Raw genomic sequence first — 19868 nt, 5'->3', positions numbered from 1 at the left:
GCTCCGTTTTTGTCGATGTCCCCTAGATCCGGAAAAGCGCCCAGACCACCTTGCCGCGCGTTGCCCTCACGGACCCGAACTCGCCGGTCTCCGGCGACGGATGCCAGCCCCAGGAATCGCTGAAGGACTCCACGAGGAAGAGGCCGCGCCCCGACTCGGCGCAGTCGGGCGCCTCCGAGGCGATCGGGCTCTCCCGGCTGGGGTCGCGCACGGCGCACACCAGGCGTGAGCTCCAGCGCATCAGGTGCAGCCGTACGGCCGGGTCCGGGGACTCGCCCGTGGCGCCCTCCGCGGGCAGGGCATGCCTCAGCGCGTTGGTGACGAGTTCGGAGACCACCAGTGCGACATCGTCGAAGCGTTCGGTCAGGCCCCATCCGTTCAGCGTCGTCCGGGTGAACCGCCTTGCCCCGCCCACGGCTTCGAAGCGGGCGGGCAGTGTGCAGGTAGCTGATCCGGAGACGGCTGAGGGATCGATGGGGGGAAGCCCCTGCCGTAACGGCTCGAGCATCGTCGATCCATTCGTCCCCATGCGAGGCACTCCCGGGATTCGCGGCTGTATCGGTACTGCGGGGGGTACAGCGGCACAACACGAACGAGCACGCAGGTGCGCGAGCCCCATGGTTCCCAATGCGCTGGGCAGATGCAAGGGCAGATGCACGTGCACGCGCCTGACCTGTCCGAACCCGTGCCGGTTCTTGGTCATTTCTTCCGGTGGGTATTTTTGACGGGTTCTGGAACGCTTGCCATTTCCGTAATCGAATGAGTACGGGCTGAAGCGTTTTGGTGGCAGAATCCGGCACTTGGGGTTCACGGGGGGAACCCCGTTGCCCAGGAAGCGATGGGGAGGACCGGAGCAGTGGCGGCAGGCGAGTCGAGTGGATCTGTGGTGCGGCGCATCCTTCTGGGCTCGCAGCTCAGGAGGCTGCGCGACTCGCGCGGCATCACCCGTGAGGCGGCCGGCTACTCGATCCGGGCCTCCGAATCGAAGATCAGCCGCATGGAGTTGGGACGGGTGAGCTTCAAGGCCAGGGACGTCGAGGACCTGCTCACGCTCTACGGAGTCACGGACGAGACGGAGCGCGACGCCCTGCTCGGCCTGGCCCGGGAGGCCAACGTGGCGGGGTGGTGGCACAGTTACGGGGACGTGCTGCCCGGCTGGTTTCAGACATACATCGGCCTGGAAGGGGCGGCATCACTCATTCGAGTGTACGAAGTCCAGTTTGTTCACGGGCTGTTGCAGACCGAGGCGTACGCCCACGCGGTCGTCACCCGGGGCATGGGCGCCGCCGCGCCCGCCGTCGAGGTCGACCGGCGCGTGGCGCTGCGACTGGAGCGCCAGAAGGCGCTCGTCTCCGAGCGCGCCCCGCACTTCCACGCCGTGCTGGACGAGGCGGCGCTGCGCCGGCCGTACGGCGACCGCGAAGTAATGCGCGGGCAGCTGCGGCATCTGATCGAAATGTCGGAGCGCCCCAACGTCACGCTCCAGGTGATGCCGTTCAGTTTCGGCGGACACGCCGGAGAGGGCGGCTCCTTCACGATGCTCCGATTCCCGGAATCCGATCTGTCGGACATTGTCTATTTGGAGCAGCTGACAAGTGCGCTCTATCTGGACAAGGCCGAAGAAGTCGCTCAGTACGAAAAGGCCATCACCCGGCTGCACGACGACAGTCCTGGTCCGGAAGAGAGCCGGGATCTGCTCCGTGGTCTGCTCCAACTGACGTGACTTGTCAGTACGATGACGGTTCGACGGGAGTCTGCAGCTGAGTTAAGGGATCGCATGTCCTTCTTCCACGAGCTGGCCCACCAATACATCGACGGTGAGTGGCGGACCGGTAGCGGCTCGTGGGACGTCATCGATTTCAACCCCTACAACGGGGAGAAACTCGCCGCCATCACCATCTCGACCGCGCACGAGGTCGACCAGGCCTACCGGGCGGCCGAGCGCGCCCAGCGCCCCTGGGCCGCCGCCGGGCCGTACCGTCGGCGCGAGGTCCTGGAGCGCGCGCTGCGCGTCATCGGCGGACTGCGTGAGCGGATCGTCGACGCGATCATCGACGAGGTGGGCGGCACCCGGTCCAAGGCGGAGTACGAGGTCGGGCTCGCCGAGGAGTTCCTGCGCGACGCGATCGGCCGGGCCCTGCACCCGCCGGGCACCCTCCCGGCCTCCCCGGACGACGGCAAGGAGAACCGCCTCTACCGGCTGCCGGTCGGTGTCGTCGCGGTGATCGGCCCCTTCAACTTCCCGTTCCTGGTGGCGATGAAGTCCGTCGCGCCGGCCCTCGTGCTCGGCAACGCCGTCGTCGTCAAGCCCAACCAGAACGCCCCGATCACCGGCGGCACCCTGCTCGCGAGGATCTTCGAGGACGCCGGGCTGCCCGCCGGTCTGCTCAACGTCCTGATCACCGATGTCGCCGAGATCGGCGACGCCTTCATCGAGCACCCGGTGCCCCGGGTGATCTCGTTCACCGGCACGGACCGGGTCGGCCGCCGGGTCGGCGCGGTCGCGGCCGGTCACTTCAAGCGAACGGTTCTCGAACTCAGCGGCAACAGCGCCCTGGTGGTGCTGGAGGACGCCGACATCGACCACGCGGTCGACGCGGCCGTCTTCAGCCGCTTCCTCTACCAGGGGCAGGTCTGCATGGCCGCCAACCGCATCCTGGTGGACCGCCGGATCGAGACGGAGTTCACCGCGAGGTTCGCCGCCGCGGTGGCCGCGCTCAGGACCGGCGACCCGCGCGAGCCGGAGACCCGGATCGGCCCGGTCATCAACGCCTTCCAGGCCGACGCCCTGACCGCGCTGGTCGACCAGGCGGTCGCCGACGGTGCCACCGCGCTCGTCCGCGGCTCCACCCGGGGCAACCTGGTGGAGCCCACCGTGCTCACCGGCCTGCCCGAGAACTCCCCGCTGCTCTCCCAGGAGATCTTCGGCCCGGTGGCCCTGCTGGTGCCCTTCGACGGCGAGGACGACGCCGTACGGATCGTCAACGACACCCCGTACGGGCTCAGCGGCGCCGTGCACACCCGGGACGTCGAGCGCGGGGTGCGGTTCGCGCGGCGGGCCGTCAGCGGGATGTTCCACGTCAACGGCTCCACCGTGCAGGACGACCCGCTGGTGTCCTTCGGCGGCGAGAAGTCGTCCGGGCTCGGACGGCTGAACGGCGAGGCGGCGGTGAACGCCTTCACCACCCGGCGATGGGTCTCGATCCGGCACGACCGGAGCGAATTTCCCTTCTGAATCCGAGCGTTGAGGACACATGTTGTCCGCAAGGGTCCGTAGTTTGATCGGTGTCAGGAAGAACCGGTACGGATCACCAAGGCGGACCCCATGGTTACCCATGTTCCTTCCGAAACCCCCGGTGACGAGCGCGGCATGCTCCTCTCCTTCGTCGAGGCCCAGCGCGGCGCGCTGCGCCGCTCACTGCTAGGGCTGACCGCGGAGCAGGCCGCGAGCCGCCCCAGCGTCAGCGAGCTCTCCCTGTCCGGACTGGTCAAGCACGTCGCCGAGACCGAGCTGAACTGGCTGCGGCTGGCCCAGCAGCAGCCGAACGAGGCGGCCCGGACGCAGGAGACCTGGGGGGACTCCTTCCGGCTCGTCGGCGACGAGACCGTCGAGGACGTCCTGAAGTTCTGGGACGGCGTCGTGGCCGAGCTGGAGGAGTTCATCCGTACGGTGCCCGACCTGGGCGACACCTTCCCGCTGCCGCCGGCGCCGTGGTTCCCCGAGGGGGAGCGGGTCTCGATGCGCTGGCTGCTGGCCCATCTCGTCGAGGAGCACGCCCGGCACGCCGGGCACGCCGACATCATCCGGGAGTCGCTGGACGGCCGGACCGCGTTCGAGCTGATCGCCGAGGAGAAGGGCTACTCTGGTCAAAGTTGACCAGAGAGGGTGCGTGCGATGTCCGCGATCCGGCTGCTGGTCCTCTGCGCGGTGCGCCGGCACGGCCGGGCGCACGGCTACCAGGTCCGCAACGACCTGGAGTACTGGGGCGCGCACGAGTGGTCCAACGCGAAGCCCGGGTCGGTCTACCACGCACTGAAGCAGATGGCGAGGCAGGGACTGCTGGTCGCCCACGAGACCGGGCCGAGCACCGTGGGCGGCCCGCCCCGCACGGAGTACGGGATCACCGGGCGGGGCGACGCGGAGTACTTCGCACTGCTGCGCGCCGGGCTCACCGCGTACGACCAGAAGCCGGACGTGCTGACGGCGGCCCTCGGCGGGATCGTGGACCTCACGCGGTCCGAGGCGGTCGCGCTGCTCGAGGAGCGGGTCGCGGGGCTGGCCGCCTGGCGGGCCCAGGTCACCGGGGACTACGTACCCGAGGGCGGGACCGGCTCGGGCGGGCACATCGGCGAGATCATGAACCTCTGGATCCACTCGGCGGACGCCGGGGCCGAGTGGACGCGCGGCCTGATCGCCCGGATCGAGGGCGGGGCGTACACCTTCGCCGGCGAGGGCGAGCCCTTCGTCGGGGTGCTCGCCGAGGGCGAGGAGAACCCGTACGCGACCGGCGTGCCGCACCCCGGCGACGAGGAGTAGGCGGTCCCGGCAGCCGCCGTCAGTGGTGGAAGGACGTCGTCGGCTGCCGGTCGGCGCTCAGCGGGTGCGGCTGGCGGCGCAGCTGGGGCAGGAGCAGCCGGATGTCCTCCAGCAGCAGCTCGGCGAGGTCCGAGGAGAAGCCGTTGCGGCACACCACCCGCAGCACCGCCAGGTCCTCCCGATTGGCCGGGAAGGTGTACGCGGGCACCCGCCAGCCCTGCTCGCGCAGCCGCCGGGACAGGTCGAAGACGTCGTACGCGGTCACGTCCGGCGCGGTGGTCAGCGCGAAGACGGGCAGCTGGTCGCCCCGGGTGAGGAGCCGGAAGTCGTCGATCTCCCCGAGCCGGTTCGCGAGCCCGCACGCCACGTCCCGGGACGCCTGCTGGACGGCCCGGTAGCCCTCCCGGCCCAGCCGCAGGAAGGTGTAGTACTGCGCCACCACCTGGGCACCGGGCCGGGAGAAGTTCAGCGCGAAGGTCGGCATGTCGCCGCCCAGGTAGTTGACCCGGAAGACCAGCTCCTCGGGCAGTTCGGCGGGCGAGCGCCACAGCACCCAGCCGACGCCCGGGTAGACCAGGCCGTACTTGTGCCCGGAGGTGTTGATGGAGGCGACCCGGGCCAGCCGGAAGTCCCATCTCAGCTCCTCGTCCAGGAACGGTGCCACCATCGCCCCGGAGGCCCCGTCGACGTGGACGGGGATGTCGAGGCCGGTGCGTTCCTGGAGGGCGTCCAGCGCCGCGCACAGCTCGGCGATCGGCTCGTAGGAGCCGTCGAAGGTGGAGCCGAGGATGCCGACGACGCCGATGGTGTTCTCGTCGCAGAGCGCCGCCGCGGCCTGCGGGTCGAGGTGGAAGCGGTCGCCCTCCATCGGGACCTGGCGCGGCTCGATCTCCCAGAAGTTGCAGAACTTGTCCCAGCAGACCTGGACGTTGATGCCCATGACCAGGTTGGGCCGGGCGGTCGCCGGGTAGCGGCGGGCGTTGCGGTTGGCCCAGCGGCGCTTCAGCGCCAGCCCGGCGAGCATGCACGCCTCGCTGGAGCCGGTCGTCGAGCAGCCGACGGCCGCCGAGGGGTCGGGGGCGTTCCACAGATCGGCGAGCATCGCCACGCACCGCCGCTCCAGTTCGGCGGTGCGCGGGTACTCGTCCTTGTCGATCATGTTCTTGTCGCGGCACTCGTTCATCAGCACCCCGGCCTGCGGCTCCATCCAGGTGGTGACGAAGGTGGCGAGGTTGAGCCGTGAGTTGCCGTCGAGCATCAGCTCGTCGTGGACCAGCCCGAACGCGGTCGACGGCGGCATCGGCCCGTCGGGCAGCCGGTGCCGGGGCGGCGCGGACTCCATTCCGGCGGCCGGGTCGGCCTCCCCGTAGAACGGGTTGAGGGCGAGCCGGCTGCGGGCCGGGGACGGTTCCGCGCCCGGGGGCGAACCTTTGTGGAGCGGCATCGGCGGACAGCCCTTCTCGGCGTACGGCGGCGTACGGCGGCGTACGGCGGTGTGCGCGACGGCGTACGGCAGCGTGCGCGGCGGTGTGCGGGGGCGCTTCTCGGCGTACCGGAGTGTCAGTTCCCGGCGGCCAGGCCGTCCTTGACGGCCCGGGTGAACTTCACGACCCGCTCGGCCTGGACCCGGGCGGCGGTCAGGGTCTGCTCGCCGACCGGGATGTCGCCCTGTCCGGCCACGTGCGAGGTGCCGTACGGGTTGCCGTCGACGAACTTGGACGGGTCCGTGTAGCCGGGCGCGACCAGGATGCCGCCGAAGTGGTGGATCGAGTTGTAGAGCGCGAGCAGGGTGGACTCCTGGCCGCCGTGCGTGGTGCTGGTGGCGGTGAAGCCGCTGTAGATCTTGTCGGCGAGGTGACCGGCCTGCCAGAGCCTGCCGAGGGTGTCGATGAACTGCTTCAGCTGGGAGGTGACGTTGCCGAAGCGGGTCGGCGAGCCGAAGATCACGGCGTCCGCCCAGACCATGTCGTCCGGCGTGGCCACGGGGATGTCGGCGGTGGCCTTCGCGTTGGCCGCCCAGGCCGGGTTGGAGTCGACCGCCGCCTGCGGAGCCAGCTCGGCGGCCTTGCGCAGCCGCACCTCGGCCCCGGCCTTCTCCGCGTACTCCGCTACGGCCTTGGCGATCGTGGCGACGGTTCCGGTCGACGAGTAGTAGATGACGGCGACGTTCACGGGGGTGGGCATGGGGAGACCTCCGACTGATCGTGACAGAAGGGGATGGATGCGTACGAATCCATACGGGTGCGACGATACGGAAGGGGTGGGCATCCGTCGCGCCGGACACCGCGCCTCACCTCAGCGGCGTACCGTCCTCGGCGAGCTGCATCTGCGGCCGCCCGGTCACCAGCAGCCAGGCGGGCAGCGAGGCCACGCAGAGGATCGGGAGCACCGCCGCGTCCCCGGCCAGCACCGCCGCGGTGAACAGGCTCAGCCACCCCTGCCGGGTGATGGCCAGCAGCACCCCCAGCACTCCGCAGGTCACCGCCAGGGCCACCGGCACCGCCCCGGCCAGGGCGTGGGCGCACAGCCCCAGCGCGACACCCACGAAGACGGCGGGGAAGATCCGCCCGCCCCGGAAGCCGCAGCTCGCCGCCACCAGCAGCGCGGCCGCCTTCACCACGGCCATGACGGCGAACTGCCCGGCCGACCAGCCGTCCGGGGCGGCGGCCAGCTCGCGCACCTCGTCGAGCCCCTTGAACAGCGTCAGGCGGCCGCCCAGCGCCCCCAGCGCCCCGAGCAGCAGCCCGCCCGCGGTCAGCGCGAGGACGGGGCCCCCGAGCCCCCGGAAGGACCGCAGGGACCGGAAGAACCGGTGGACGTACGGGAACGCGTACACCACCAGCAGCCCGAGCACCGCCCCCGCCGAGGCGATCACCGCGGAGGAGAGCAGGTCGCCCCAGCGCGGGCGGCCGTAGGGCGGCAGCGACAGGTCGAAGCTGGGGTGGGCCAGCAGCGTCATGGTGAGCGCCCCCGCGGTGCCCGCGGCCAGCGGGGCGAAGAGGCGGTCCCAGAGCGCGCCCGGTCCGGGGCGGGAGGTGAGGGTCTCGGTGAGGATCAGCGCGGCGGCGACCGGGGTGCCGAAGAGGGCCCCGACGGTCCCGGCGGCCGCCAGGGCGAGCCACTGCGCCGCCGGGGCACCGGGGACGAGCCGGCCGCCGAGCCAGCAGGCCAGCGCGATGTTGGCGGCGGTGATCGGGTTCTCCGGGCCGAGGCTGACCCCGCCCGCCAGGGTGAGCACGGTGACCAGCAGCAGCCCCGGGACCACGAGGGGCGGCAGCGGCGGGTCGACCAGCCCGGTGGTCGCCGGGTCGGGGCCCGCGTGACCGGGCACCGCCCGGATCAGCAGGCCGGTCGCCAGCCCGCAGGCGGTGAGCACGGCGACCGTCCAGAGTGCGGAGTACCGGCCCACGGAGAGCGTGTCGGGCAGCGCCTCCCAGAGCACCTCCTGGAACCGCTCGGCGAGCAGGCTGACGCCCAGCAGGACGAGCGCGCTCAGCACCCCGACGACCACCGCGGGCACGATGGCGGGCAGCAGACGTCGGGCGGGGGTGGGGGCCGCGGGTGCGGAGGGTTCGGTGACCACCGGCTCACGATACGGGCGTAAAAGCCGCATAACCCTACGAACCGCGCCGAGGTGGCGGTACGGGCTTGCACCTCACGTCGCGTCAGGACCGAGGCTCGGGACGTACCCGATCGAGAAGAGGGAACGGGGAAGCCATGGACTATTCCGTGGGGCAGGTCGCCGGATTCGCCGGAGTGACGGTGCGCACGCTGCACCACTACGACGGCATCGGGCTGCTCTCGCCCACCGGGCGCAGCCGGGCCGGGCACCGCCGCTACGGCGACGGCGACCTCGACCGGCTCCAGCAGATCCTGTTCTACCGGGAGCTGGGCTTCCCGCTCGACGAGATCGCGGTACTGCTCGACGACCCGGGTGCGGACCCGCGGGAACACCTGCACCGTCAGCACCGCATGCTGACCGGGCGGATCGCCGAGCTCCGGAAGATGGCCGAGGCCGTCGAGAAAGCGATGGAGGCACGGAAGATGGGCATCAACCTCACGCCCGAGGAGAAGTTCGAGGTCTTCGGGGACAAGGACCCCGAGGCGTACGCGGAGGAGGCCGAGCGGCGCTGGGGCGGCACCGCCGCGTACACCGAGTCGCAGCGCCGGGCCGCCGGGTACACCAAGGACGACTGGAAGCGGCTGCAGGCCGAGATCGCCGAGTGGACCGAGGCCTACACGGCGATGATGGCGGACGGCGAACCGCCCACCGGCGAGCGCGCCATGGACCTGGCCGAGGCCCACCGGCGCCACGTCACCGGCTGGTACCACGAATGCGGCATCGAGATGCACCGCGGCCTCGCCGAGATGTACGTCGCCGACCCCAGGTTCCGCGCGTACTACGACGGGATGCGGCCGGGCCTGGCCGAGCACCTGCGGGACGCGATCATGGCCAACGCCCGGCGCGTCGAGGACGGTGCCGGGGACCAGGGCTGAGCGCCGCGGGGGGCGGGGCCTGGGGGCCTCCCGGACCGCGGGGGCGCCCCGCCCCCGCGGTCCGTCCGCTCACTCCCGTCCGCTCACTCCCGTCCGCTCACTCCCGGCTGATCACGGCCGCCGTACCGTAGGCGCACACCTCCGTGCCCACGTCGGCGGCCTCGGTCACGTCGAAGCGCATCATCAGGACCGCGTTGGCACCGCGGGCCCTCGCCTGCTCGACGAGCCGTTCCATCGCCTGGTTGCGGGTCTCGACCAGGGTCTTGGTCAGCCCCTTCAGCTCGCCGCCGATCATGGACTTCAGCCCGGCACCGATCTGGCTGCCCAGGTGGCGGGAGCGGACCGTCAGGCCGAACACCTCGCCGATCACATGGGTCACCCGGTATCCCGGTACGTCGTTCGTCGTGACGACCAGGACGTCCGACTGGCCCGACTGTCCGCCGCCGTACTCCTCAATGCCCATCGTCCGGCACCTCCTGGGGACAGCTTTGTCCGGGTTGATCCGATGTGCATCCCCGGCCGGGCCGATACGCCTACCCGCCAGGGGCATCTGGAACCCGGTGGTGTCATCGTGCGTTGATAGCTTTGGGCGGCCACGCAGCCGCAGCGGCCGTGCAGCCGCAATTCGACCTATCCAGGAGCCCGGACCCTTGAACACGCTTGCGCTCGGACCGAGCTGGCTGGACCCGGACTATCTGATCAACACCTTCGGACTTCCCGGCGTCCTCCTCATCGTCTTCGCCGAGTCCGGACTGCTGATCGGTTTCTTCCTCCCCGGCGACTCGCTCCTGTTCACCACGGGCCTGCTGGTGACCACGAACCAGCTGAAGACCCCGCTCTGGCTGGTCTGCCTGCTGGTCGCGCTGGCGGCGATCATCGGTGACCAGGTGGGCTATCTCTTCGGCCGCAAGGTCGGCCCCTCGCTCTTCAGACGCCCCGACTCCCGCCTCTTCAAGCAGGAGAACGTGGAGAAGGCCCACGAGTTCTTCGAGAAGTACGGGCCCAAGTCGCTGATCCTGGCCCGCTTCGTGCCCGTGGTGCGGACGTTCACGCCGATCATCGCCGGTGTGAGCCGGATGAACTACCGCTCGTTCATCGTCTTCAACGTCATCGGCGGGGTCCTCTGGGGCGTCGGCGTCACCCTGCTCGGCTCGGCCCTCGGCAAGATCGACTTCGTCCACGAGAACATCGAGGCGATGCTCATCCTGATCGTGCTCATCTCGGTGGTGCCGATCGCGATCGAGTTCCTGCGGGCCCGCTCCAGGTCGAAGAAGGAAGCGGCGGTCGGCGGCGACGCCGAGGGCGGCCCCGGCCAGCCCCAGCGCGGCCGCCACGCCAAGCGCTGAGACGGCCCGGAGACACCGGGGGCAGGGGGTCAGAAGCCGCGCGTCCGCTTGGCCGCGCGGCGGTTGGCCCCGCCGACCGCTCCCGGCACCCGCATGAACAGCCGGGAGATCTCACCCCCCAGGTTCACCCCGATCGCGATGGCCAGCGCGGTGGCCACCGCCGTCGACAGCGAGGCGAGCCCCGTGGTCACCCGCCCCTGAGCCACGGCCAGCAGACCGAAGTACGTGGCCGAACCGGGCAGCAGCGGCCCGATCGCCGCCGTGATGAACGGCAGCGACGAGGTGTAGCGGTAGCGCGAGAACAACTGCCCGAACAGCCCCACCAGCCCGGCCGCCGTCGCCGTGGCCGCCACCGGCGAGATGTTGCCGGTCCGGGCCATCGCCCCGTAGATCACCCAGGCCACCCCGCCGTTGAGGGTCACCACCAGCACCGTGGACCGGTCCTGCTGGAGCAGGATCGCGAAGGCGAAGCAGAGCGCCATCGACGCCAGGATCTGCACCACCGGCCGGTCGTGCGGCACGAACCGGGCCTCGGGGTTCAGCTGGGCGCCCAGCTGGAGCCCCAGGTACAGCACCAGCAGCACCCCGACGACGATCCCGATGAACAGGTACATGACCTCCAGTAGCCGGGCCGCCGCGGTGATGTAGAAGCCGGTCAGCCCGTCCTGCACCCCCGCCACCAGCGCCCGCCCCGGCAGCAGCGCGAACAGCCCACCGGTGATCACCGCGGACGGCCGTACGTCCGACCAGTGCGTGAGCGTCAGCGCCACCCCCATCGCGGCCGGAGGCATCGCCGCCACCACGAACTGGTAGAACTCCGGCAGCCCCCGCCCGGCGCACAGCCAGGCGAGCCGGTCGCCGAGCATCGCGCCGAGCGCCGCCACCAGGAACACCACCGCGTCACCGCCGACCAGCACCGACGCCGCCCCGGCGAGCCCGCCGCCGGCCAGCGTCAGCACCCAGCCCGAGTACGGGTGCCGGTTGCGCCGGATCTCCGCCAGCCGCCGGTAGGCGTCCTCCAGCGAGACCTCGACGTCCCCCGTGGTGATGTCGTCTATCAGCCGGAAGACGGCGGCCAGCCGGGTGTAGTCGGTGCCCCGGCGGCGTACGGTACGGCTCGCCGTCACCGGGTCGTCGACCAGCGACGGCTGGTACGAGATCGACAGCAGGGTGAAGGTGACCGTGGGCTCCGAGCGGTCCAGGCCGTAGCTGCGGGTCACCGCGAACATGGCCGCCTCGACGTCCTCGGCGCCCTCACCGCCCGCCAGCAGCAGCTCCCCGATGCGCAGCGTCAGGTCGAGCACCCGGGGCACCGCCGGCCCCGTCTCGCCCGGCTTCTGCGCCGGCTCCGGCGCCGGGCGCTCGGCCACCGGCATCCGCAGCATCGTGCGCATCCGGTCCTGCCAGGGGGCCTCCTCGCTCAGCCGGATCATCGGGCTGCCGTGTGCCGGCGTGAAGGCGGGCGGCGAGTGCTGCGCGCTGTACGTGCTCGGCGGGGCGAACGCGGAACCGATCGTTTCCGAACCCGAACCTGGACCGGGACCCGCGCCGGACCCCGAAGCGGAACCGGAACCCGAGCCGGTGGACTCGTTCGCGAGCCCGGCCGGAATGGCGAATTCCGACGTCGGGTGGTCATCCTCGGCCGGAGCCGTGCGCCGCTCCATCCCGGTGGGCGGGACGAAGGCGCTGCGCGCCTCGTCGGACTGGGGCTTCTGGTCCTCGGGACCGCCCTGTTCCGCCACCACTCGACCTCGCTCCTCCTCGCACCGGCTGCGCCTGAGCCCAGTATGGCCATGGCCCCGGACCGGGGGCGGAAGCGGGCCGTCCGCCCGGCCGGGCGGATACGCGAAACGGGCGGCACCCCCACCGGAGAGATCCGGAGGAAGTACCGCCCGCCTGCCCGGAACCGCAGAAGCGGAACCGATCACGACCCTCGGGTCAGTGCGCGCCGCCCTGCGCCTCAAGACGCTTGTAGGAGGCCTCGATCTCGGCCTCGGCCTCGGTGCGGCCGACCCAGTCGGCGCCCTCGACGGACTTGCCGGGCTCCAGGTCCTTGTAGACCTCGAAGAAGTGCTGGATCTCCAGGCGGTCGAACTCCGACACGTGGTGGATGTCGCGCAGGTGCTCCACCCGGGGGTCGGAGGCCGGCACGCACAGCAGCTTGTCGTCGCCGCCGGCCTCGTCCGTCATCCGGAACATGCCGATCGCGCGGCACTTGATGAGGCAGCCGGGGAAGGTGGGCTCGTCCAGCAGGACCAGCGCGTCCAACGGGTCGCCGTCCTCGCCGAGGGTGTTCTCGACGAAGCCGTAGTCCGCCGGGTAGCTGGTCGAGGTGAAGAGTCGACGGTCCAGGCGGATCCGACCGGTCTCGTGGTCCACCTCGTACTTGTTCCGCGAACCCTTCGGAATCTCGATGGTGACGTCGAACTCCACGGGTGGCTCCTCCATGATCAACACATACGACTGGTGATTAAGTGTCCCTCACGCAGATGTGTGCTCGCGAAAGGGGCTGGTCAACGGTGGACGAGCCGGTGAAGAGACCGTCGGTCAATCCGCTGGACAAGCTGAGCCGACTCACCCGCCGGGGCGGAGCGATCAGGTTGACGCGGCTGAACGACCGGCAGTTCACCGCCGTCTCCGCCGGCCTCGGTCTGGTGCTCGCGGCCGGCGTCGTCCTTGCCGCCGGTCCGTGGGACTCGGGTCAGCGTAAGGCCGAGCTGGACCGGGCGGTCGCGGCGAGCCGCACAGGTGGCGCAGATCACGGGAGCGCCGTGGAGTCCGGGCCGGAGCCCGCGCCCAGCGCCCCGCCCGTCCTCGCAGCGCTGACCGCCACCGTCGACAACGCCGCCCCCGGCTCCCGTACCGCACCGGACGGCGCGGCCGACGCCCTGCGTACCGTGCTCGGCCCGCTGCTGAAGGACCCCGCCCTGGGCACCCGGCCCGCCGCCGTCGTCATCGACACCGCGAGCGGCGAGCGGCTGTACGCGAAGGGCGCCGGTACGCCGATGACCCCCGCGTCCACCGTCAAGATCGCCACCACGGTCGCCGCCCTGAGCGCACTCGGCCCCGAACACCGCATCGCCACCACCGTCCGGGCCACCGCCGACCACCGCACCCTCACCCTGGTCGGCGGCGGCGACCCCACCCTCGACAGGGCCGCCCTGCGCGCGCTGGCCACCACCACCGCCCGCGCCCTCAAGGACAAGGGCGTCACCAGGACCCGCCTGACGTACGACACCTCCCGCTACTCCGGACCGGCCCGGCACCCGATCGGCCCCAACGAGAACATCGCCCCCCTCAGCGCCCTGATGACCGACGAGGGACGCCTCGACAAGAGCGACAGCGGCCCCGCCCCGCGCACCGACGACCCGGCCGGTGACACCGCCCGCGCCTTCGCGAGGCTCCTCCACGACGCCGGGATCACCACCGCCCCCGCCCCGAAGCCCGGCCGCGCCCCCGCCGCCTCCCGGCAGCTCGCCGAGCACCGCTCGGCCCCGCTCTCCGCCCTGGTCGAACGCGCCCTGACCAACAGCGACAACGACATCGCCGAGGCCCTCGCCCGGCAGACCGCCCTCGCCGCGGGCGAACCCGCCGACTTCGCCGGCTCCCGACGGGCCGTCACCGACCGGCTGAAGAAGCTCCGGCTGCCGCTGACCGGCGCCGTACTCGCCGACGGCAGCGGACTGAACCGCGAGGACAAGGTCACCGCCGGACTGCTCGCCGGGCTCCTCGCCCGCGCCGCCGACCCGGACCACCCCGAACTGCGCCCCGTCCTCACCGGCCTGCCCGTCGCCGGATTCAGCGGCACCCTCAGCGACCGCTACACCGGCAAGTCCCGGGGCACCGGCCTGATCCGCGCCAAGACCGGCACCCTCACCGGGGTGAACACCCTCGCCGGAACGGTCGTCGACCGCCGGGGCCGCCTGCTCGCCTTCGCCTTCCTGGCATCCGGCACCACCTCCCCCGCCGACGCCCAGTCCGCCCTCGACGAGCTCGCCACCGCACTCGCCGCCGGCGCCCACTGAGCCGCCCCGACCCCTCACCGCGGACGGACCCGAGCACGTACGGTTGACGCATGACGAGCATCGGTGGTGCCGAGATGGTCGACTGGAATCTCGCGGTCGCGACCGCGACCCGGCTTGTGCGCCCGGGGCCGGAGATCAGCCGCGAGGAGGCCCGCGAGGTCGTCGCCGAGCTCCGCCGGCACGCCAAGGCCTCGGAGGAGCACGTCCGTTCCTTCACCCGGATGATCCCGGAAGGGGCCGAGCCGGAGGACACCCCGGTCCTGGTGGTGGACCGGGCGGGCTGGATCAAGGCCAACGTCGCGGGCTTCCGCGAACTGCTCCGCCCGCTGCTGGGCAAGATGCAGGACCGCCGCCCCGGCGGCCCCGGCGGCGCGGTGATCGGCGCCGTCGGCGGCAAGGTCACCGGCGTGGAGGTCGGCATGCTGCTGTCGTTCCTGGCCTCCCGGGTCCTCGGCCAGTACGAAACCTTCGCCCCGGCCACCCGCGAGTTCCCTGCCGGGGCCGACGGCGGCGGACGCCTGCTGCTCGTCGCCCCGAACATCGTGCACGTCGAGCGCGAGCTGGAGGTCGACCCGCACGACTTCCGGCTCTGGGTCGCCCTCCACGAGGAGACCCACCGCACCCAGTTCACCGGGGTCCCCTGGCTCCGCGACCACCTCCAGGGCGAGATCCAGTCATTCCTCGAAGAGACCGACGTCGACCCGACGACCCTGCTGGAACGGCTCCGCGAGGCCGCCCAGTCCCTCGCCGGGGGCCGCCCCGAGGGCGAGGACGGGGAGGACGGCGGCCGCAGCCTCGTCGAGCTCGTCCAGACCCCCGGCCAGCGCGAGATCCTCGGCCGCCTCACCGCCGTGATGTCCCTGCTCGAAGGCCACGCCGACTACGTGATGGACGGCGTCGGCCCCGAGGTCGTCTCCTCCGTCGCCGAGATCCGTGAGAAGTTCCAGCAGCGCCGGGCGCGCGGCGCCGGACGCCTCGACCAGGCCCTGCGCAAGCTCCTCGGCCTCGACGCGAAACTCCGCCAGTACCGCGACGGCGAACGGTTCGTCCGGGCCGTCGTCGACGAGGTCGGCATGGACGGCTTCAACCGGGTCTGGACCTCGCCGAACACCCTGCCCACCAAGGCGGAGATCGCGAAACCGGCGGACTGGATCGCACGGGTGCACCGCAGGGCGGACTCCTGACCGGCACCGGCCCCACGACGCACGACAGCGGGCGAACGCGCGGGTAATCACCCATCCGAGGGACCGTTGGCGCAGGGAAAGGCGTGCAATGCTCGACGGACGGCCTGGCTCTGTCACCATCGACGCACTCTGAGTGACGGCACACTCCCGTCCGGCACTTCGAGGCGCCTCCCCGAACTTCACGAAGGGCACCGGACATGGGTCCTCATCCCGCGGTCGCGGCGATACGCCTGGCGGTCCGCCGCGTACTCCACGACGTACTCACCGAGCACTCCCGAACCGAACACACCCGAAGCGCCGACCCCGGCCGGCGCACCCCGCACCCCGAGCTCGCCGAAGCCGGTGCGGGCAGGCAGCGCCCCACCCTCCCCGAACGCCCCGACACCCCGCTGGTGCTGGTGGCCTGTTCCGGCGGCGCCGACTCCATGGCGCTCGCCTCCGCCCTCGCCTTCGAGGCCCCCAAGCTCGCCGTCCGGGCCGGCGGCATCACCGTCGACCACGGCCTCCAGGCCGGCTCCGACACCCGGGCCGCCGAGGTCGTCGACCGCCTCACCGCCATGGACCTCGACCCGGTCGAGGCCGTCGCTGTGCGTGTCGGCCACGACGGCGGCCCCGAGGCCGCCGCCCGCGACGCCCGCTACGCGGCCCTGGACGCGGCGGCCGAGCGGCACGGCGCCGCCGCCGTCCTGCTCGGGCACACCCGCGACGACCAGGCGGAGACCGTGCTGCTCGGCCTCGCCCGCGGCTCCGGCATCCGCTCGCTCTCCGGCATGGCCGCCGCCTCCGGACCGGCCGGCCGCTACCGCCGCCCCTTCCTCCAGCTCGACCGCCAGACCGCCCGCACGGCCTGCCTCGCCCAGTCCCTGCCCGTCTGGGACGACCCGCACAACACCGACCCCGCCTACACCCGCTCCCGGCTGCGCCACGAGGGCCTGCCCGCCCTGGAGAAGGCGCTCGGCAAGGGCGTCGTCGAGGCCCTGGCCCGCACCGCCCAGCTCTCCCGCGACGACGCCGACGCACTGGACACCTGGGCCGCCGAGGCCGACCGCGCCGTACGCGACGAGGCGGGCCGCCTGGAGTGCGCCAAGCTCTACGCGCTGCCGCCCGCGGTACGCCGCCGGGTGCTGCGCCGCGCCGTGATGGAGGCCGGTTCCCCGGCCGGTTCGCTCTTCGCCCGGCACATCGAGGAAGTCGACCGCCTGATCACCGGCTGGCGCGGCCAACGGGCCATCAACCTGCCCGGACGCGTCGAAGCCATGCGCCAGGGTGGCAGACTGGTCATTCGGCAGAGCTGAAGCACCAGCGGCCGACACGCAGAAGAGCGGCCGCGCCGGTGCGGGGCGGCACCCCGGACCGGCAGGCACAGAAAGAGACGCGGGTGAACGAGAAGGACATGGGCACCGACCTCCAGGCGGTGCTCCTCACCAAGGAAGAGATCGACGCGAAGCTCGTCGAGCTGGCCGCGAAGATCGACGCGGAGTACGCGGGCAAGGACCTGCTCATCGTCGGCGTCCTCAAGGGCGCGGTGATGGTGATGGCGGACCTGGCGCGCGCGCTGTCCACCCCCGTCACCATGGACTGGATGGCCGTCTCCTCGTACGGGGCGGGCACCCAGTCCTCCGGCGTGGTCCGGATCCTCAAGGACCTGGACACCGACATCAAGGGCAAGCACGTCCTGATCGTCGAGGACATCATCGACTCCGGCCTGACCCTGTCGTGGCTGATGTCGAACCTCGGCTCGCGCGAGCCGGCCTCCCTGGAGATCTGCACGCTGCTCCGGAAGCCGGACGCGGCCAAGGTCGCCCTCGACTGCAAGTGGGTCGGTTTCGACATCCCCAACGAATTCGTCGTCGGCTACGGACTCGACTACGCCGAGAAGTACCGCAACCTGCCGTTCGTCGGCACGCTCGCCCCGCACGTCTACGGCGGCTGACCTTCCACCGGCCCCCCGCCCGGCTCCCGGCCGTCCGGGAGGGCCGGGACCGGTGGAAGGGAACCTTTCACCGGATTCCCGCCGTTGGGCTTTCGAAGGCGGGTTTTGACAGACGTCCCCGGCACTCGCGGGTGACAATGCTGGGGTACCGTCCGAAGAACAGTCTTTCTTTTCTCACAGCAGCATTTACCTACGGGCAGGAGGGACGGGGCGGATTCGCCCCGTATGGATGGACGTGAAGCGATACTTCCGTGGGCCGGTCATGTGGATCGTGCTGGCCGTCCTCGCCGTGGTCGTGTTGATGACAGTCGTCGGCTCGTCCGGCGGCTACAAATCGGTGGACACCGGCCAGGTGATCCAGGCGATCAGCAAGGACCAGGTGGCGCAGGCCAAGCTGACCACCGGTGACGAACAGATCATCAAGATCGAGTTGAAGAAGGGCGCGAAGCTCCCGGACGAGTCCGGCACCAAGTTCCAGGCGAGCTACATCGGCGACCAGGGCGTCCAGCTCGCCAACACGCTGCAGAAGAAGTTCGAAAGCGGCTCGATCGACAAGGGCTACACGGTCTCGCCGTCGAAGCAGTCGCCGTTCATCTCGATCCTGCTCTCGCTGCTGCCCTTCGTCCTGATCGTGGTCGTCTTCCTGTTCCTGATGAACCAGATGCAGGGCGGCGGCTCCCGGGTCATGCAGTTCGGGAAGTCCAAGGCCAAGCTGATCACCAAGGACACCCCGAAGACGACGTTCGCCGACGTGGCGGGCTCGGACGAGGCCGTCGAGGAGCTCCAGGAGATCAAGGAGTTCCTCCAGGAGCCGGCGAAGTTCCAGGCCGTCGGCGCGAAGATCCCCAAGGGCGTCCTGCTCTACGGCCCTCCCGGTACGGGCAAGACGCTGCTCGCGCGCGCCGTGGCCGGCGAGGCGGGCGTGCCGTTCTACTCGATCTCCGGCTCCGACTTCGTCGAGATGTTCGTCGGTGTCGGCGCCAGCCGGGTCCGCGACCTCTTCGAGCAGGCCAAGGCGAACGCCCCGGCGATCGTCTTCGTCGACGAGATCGACGCCGTCGGCCGCCACCGCGGCGCCGGCATGGGCGGCGGGCACGACGAGCGCGAGCAGACGCTGAACCAGCTGCTCGTCGAGATGGACGGCTTCGACGTCAAGGGCGGCGTCATCCTGATCGCCGCCACGAACCGTCCGGACATCCTCGACCCGGCGCTGCTGCGCCCGGGCCGCTTCGACCGGCAGATCGCGGTCGACCGGCCGGACATGCAGGGCCGTCTGGAGATCCTCAAGGTCCACCAGAAGGGCAAGCCGGTCGCGAAGGACGTCGACCTCGGCGCCGTCGCCCGTCGTACGCCCGGCTTCACCGGTGCCGACCTGTCGAACGTGCTCAACGAAGCGGCGCTCCTCACGGCGCGCAGCAACCTGAAGCTGATCGACAACAAGATGCTCGACGAGGCCATCGACCGCGTCGTGGCGGGCCCGCAGAAGCGGACCCGGATCATGTCCGAGAAGGAGAAGAAGATCACCGCGTATCACGAGGGCGGACACGCCCTGGTCGCGGCGGCCTCTCCCCAGGCGGACCCGGTCCACAAGATCACGATCCTCTCCCGCGGCCGCGCCCTCGGTTACACGATGGTGCTCCCGGAGGAGGACAAGTACTCCACGACGCGCAACGAGATGCTCGACCAGCTGGCGTACATGCTGGGCGGGCGCGCGGCCGAGGAGCTGGTCTTCCACGACCCGACCACCGGCGCCGCGAACGACATCGAGAAGGCCACCGCCACGGCCCGCGCGATGGTCACGCAGTACGGCATGACGGAGCGGCTCGGCGCGATCAAGTTCGGCGGCGACAACACCGAGCCCTTCGTGGGCCGGGAGATGGGCCACCAGCGCGACTACTCGGAAGAGGTCGCGGCGCTCGTCGACGAAGAGGTCAAGAAGCTCATCGAGACCGCCCACAACGATGCGTGGGAGATCCTGGTCGAGAACCGCGACGTGCTGGACAACCTCGTTCTCCAGCTCCTGGAGAAGGAGACGCTGGGCAAGGAGGAGATCGCCGAGATCTTCGCCCCGATCGTGAAGCGCCCGGCCCGCCCGGCGTGGACCGGCTCCGCCCGGCGTACGCCGTCCACCCGTCCGCCGGTGCTCTCGCCCAAGGAGCTCGCGCTCACCAACGGCGCCACCACGGCGAACGGCACGACCGTCCCCACGGACGCCGTCCCGGCCACCGAGGCGGTCCCGGAGGACCGGCCCGAGAGCTGAGCCCCGTTCCCCGGTGTGGCCCCTTTCACGGGGGTCCCGCCGGGCCCGGAATGGAAGCCGCGCCCCCACAGGTTCTAGCCTGTGGG

General features: G+C 71.2%; 18 protein-coding genes. 11 read left to right on the top strand and 7 right to left on the bottom strand.

The features are described 5' to 3' along the window. Positions 1-22: 22 nt before the first annotated feature. Entirely contained in the window at positions 23-508 is a 486-nt protein-coding gene (locus tag ACFCV8_RS28395; protein ID WP_376688312.1) for an ATP-binding protein, read from the bottom strand. Positions 509-838: 330 nt separating this feature from the next. Here ACFCV8_RS28395 and ACFCV8_RS28390 point away from each other — a divergent pair, with 330 nt between their 5' ends. The 4 genes from ACFCV8_RS28390 to ACFCV8_RS28375 all read left to right on the top strand — a co-directional run bounded on the left by ACFCV8_RS28390 (position 839) and on the right by ACFCV8_RS28375 (position 4537). Then, entirely contained in the window at positions 839-1723 is an 885-nt protein-coding gene (locus tag ACFCV8_RS28390; RefSeq protein ID WP_376688311.1) for a helix-turn-helix domain-containing protein, read from the top strand. Between the two features lie 54 nt (positions 1724-1777). After that, positions 1778-3235: an aldehyde dehydrogenase family protein gene (locus ACFCV8_RS28385; protein ID WP_376688310.1), complete on the top strand. Its 1458-nt coding sequence runs from the start codon at positions 1778-1780 to the stop codon at positions 3233-3235. A gap of 90 nt (positions 3236-3325) precedes the next feature. Further along, positions 3326-3877 carry a DinB family protein gene (locus ACFCV8_RS28380; protein ID WP_376688309.1) on the top strand — a complete coding sequence of 184 codons (552 nt, stop codon included), beginning with the start codon at positions 3326-3328 and terminating at the stop codon, positions 3875-3877. Positions 3878-3895: 18 nt separating this feature from the next. Then, on the top strand, positions 3896-4537 hold the full coding sequence (locus ACFCV8_RS28375; RefSeq protein WP_376688308.1) for a PadR family transcriptional regulator: 642 nt from the start codon (positions 3896-3898) through the stop codon (positions 4535-4537). 19 nt (positions 4538-4556) lie between these two features. Here the strand turns inward: ACFCV8_RS28375 and ACFCV8_RS28370 are convergent, their stop codons facing one another. The 3 genes from ACFCV8_RS28370 to ACFCV8_RS28360 all read right to left on the bottom strand — a co-directional run bounded on the left by ACFCV8_RS28370 (position 4557) and on the right by ACFCV8_RS28360 (position 8150). Next, a complete protein-coding gene (locus ACFCV8_RS28370) occupies positions 4557-5981 on the bottom strand; it encodes a glutamate decarboxylase (RefSeq protein ID WP_376688307.1) in 1425 nt (474 codons plus the stop codon). A 116-nt stretch (positions 5982-6097) separates the two neighbouring features. Further along, positions 6098-6721: an NAD(P)H:quinone oxidoreductase gene (gene wrbA / locus ACFCV8_RS28365; protein WP_376688306.1), complete on the bottom strand. Its 624-nt coding sequence runs from the start codon at positions 6719-6721 to the stop codon at positions 6098-6100. Positions 6722-6827: 106 nt separating this feature from the next. After that, positions 6828-8150 (bottom strand): ion channel protein, encoded by a 1323-nt coding sequence (locus ACFCV8_RS28360; RefSeq protein ID WP_376688305.1) that lies wholly within the window; start codon positions 8148-8150, stop codon positions 6828-6830. Positions 8151-8254: 104 nt separating this feature from the next. Between ACFCV8_RS28360 and ACFCV8_RS28355 the strand changes: the two genes are divergently transcribed. Continuing rightward, the gene (locus tag ACFCV8_RS28355) at positions 8255-9034 is read left to right on the top strand and encodes a MerR family transcriptional regulator (RefSeq protein WP_376688304.1); all 780 of its coding nucleotides are present in this window, start codon (positions 8255-8257) and stop codon (positions 9032-9034) included. 97 nt (positions 9035-9131) lie between these two features. Here ACFCV8_RS28355 and ACFCV8_RS28350 read toward each other — a convergent pair whose 3' ends face one another. After that, positions 9132-9497 (bottom strand): YbjQ family protein, encoded by a 366-nt coding sequence (locus tag ACFCV8_RS28350; RefSeq protein WP_376688303.1) that lies wholly within the window; start codon positions 9495-9497, stop codon positions 9132-9134. 187 nt (positions 9498-9684) lie between these two features. Between ACFCV8_RS28350 and ACFCV8_RS28345 the strand changes: the two genes are divergently transcribed. Further along, positions 9685-10380 (top strand): DedA family protein, encoded by a 696-nt coding sequence (locus ACFCV8_RS28345; protein WP_376688302.1) that lies wholly within the window; start codon positions 9685-9687, stop codon positions 10378-10380. Between the two features lie 29 nt (positions 10381-10409). Here ACFCV8_RS28345 and ACFCV8_RS28340 read toward each other — a convergent pair whose 3' ends face one another. Together ACFCV8_RS28340 and ACFCV8_RS28335 are read right to left on the bottom strand one after the other, a co-directional pair. Next, complete coding sequence (locus tag ACFCV8_RS28340; protein ID WP_376688301.1) at positions 10410-12125, bottom strand: threonine/serine exporter ThrE family protein; 1716 nt, start codon at positions 12123-12125, stop codon at positions 10410-10412. A gap of 193 nt (positions 12126-12318) precedes the next feature. Further along, positions 12319-12813 (bottom strand): inorganic diphosphatase, encoded by a 495-nt coding sequence (locus tag ACFCV8_RS28335; protein WP_073789594.1) that lies wholly within the window; start codon positions 12811-12813, stop codon positions 12319-12321. Between the two features lie 56 nt (positions 12814-12869). On the opposite strand from ACFCV8_RS28335, the gene dacB reads away from it, so the two are divergent. The 5 genes from dacB to ftsH all read left to right on the top strand — a co-directional run bounded on the left by dacB (position 12870) and on the right by ftsH (position 19782). Then, positions 12870-14405: a D-alanyl-D-alanine carboxypeptidase/D-alanyl-D-alanine-endopeptidase gene (gene dacB, locus ACFCV8_RS28330; RefSeq protein ID WP_376688300.1), complete on the top strand. Its 1536-nt coding sequence runs from the start codon at positions 12870-12872 to the stop codon at positions 14403-14405. A 50-nt stretch (positions 14406-14455) separates the two neighbouring features. Then, on the top strand, positions 14456-15589 hold the full coding sequence (locus ACFCV8_RS28325) for a zinc-dependent metalloprotease (protein WP_376688299.1): 1134 nt from the start codon (positions 14456-14458) through the stop codon (positions 15587-15589). A gap of 197 nt (positions 15590-15786) precedes the next feature. Further along, positions 15787-16884 carry a tRNA lysidine(34) synthetase TilS gene (gene tilS, locus ACFCV8_RS28320; protein ID WP_376688298.1) on the top strand — a complete coding sequence of 366 codons (1098 nt, stop codon included), beginning with the start codon at positions 15787-15789 and terminating at the stop codon, positions 16882-16884. Positions 16885-16982: 98 nt separating this feature from the next. Further along, on the top strand, positions 16983-17522 hold the full coding sequence (hpt, locus tag ACFCV8_RS28315) for a hypoxanthine phosphoribosyltransferase (protein ID WP_030972308.1): 540 nt from the start codon (positions 16983-16985) through the stop codon (positions 17520-17522). A 229-nt stretch (positions 17523-17751) separates the two neighbouring features. After that, entirely contained in the window at positions 17752-19782 is a 2031-nt protein-coding gene (ftsH, locus tag ACFCV8_RS28310; RefSeq protein WP_376688297.1) for an ATP-dependent zinc metalloprotease FtsH, read from the top strand. Positions 19783-19868 lie beyond the last annotated feature (86 nt).

This window comes from Streptomyces sp. NPDC056347, from assembly GCF_042262625.1.
In the GTDB taxonomy this organism is placed as follows: domain Bacteria; phylum Actinomycetota; class Actinomycetes; order Streptomycetales; family Streptomycetaceae; genus Streptomyces.
Note: the sequence above shows the minus strand (reverse complement) of the source record. Positions and strands in the feature narration are given on the sequence as shown.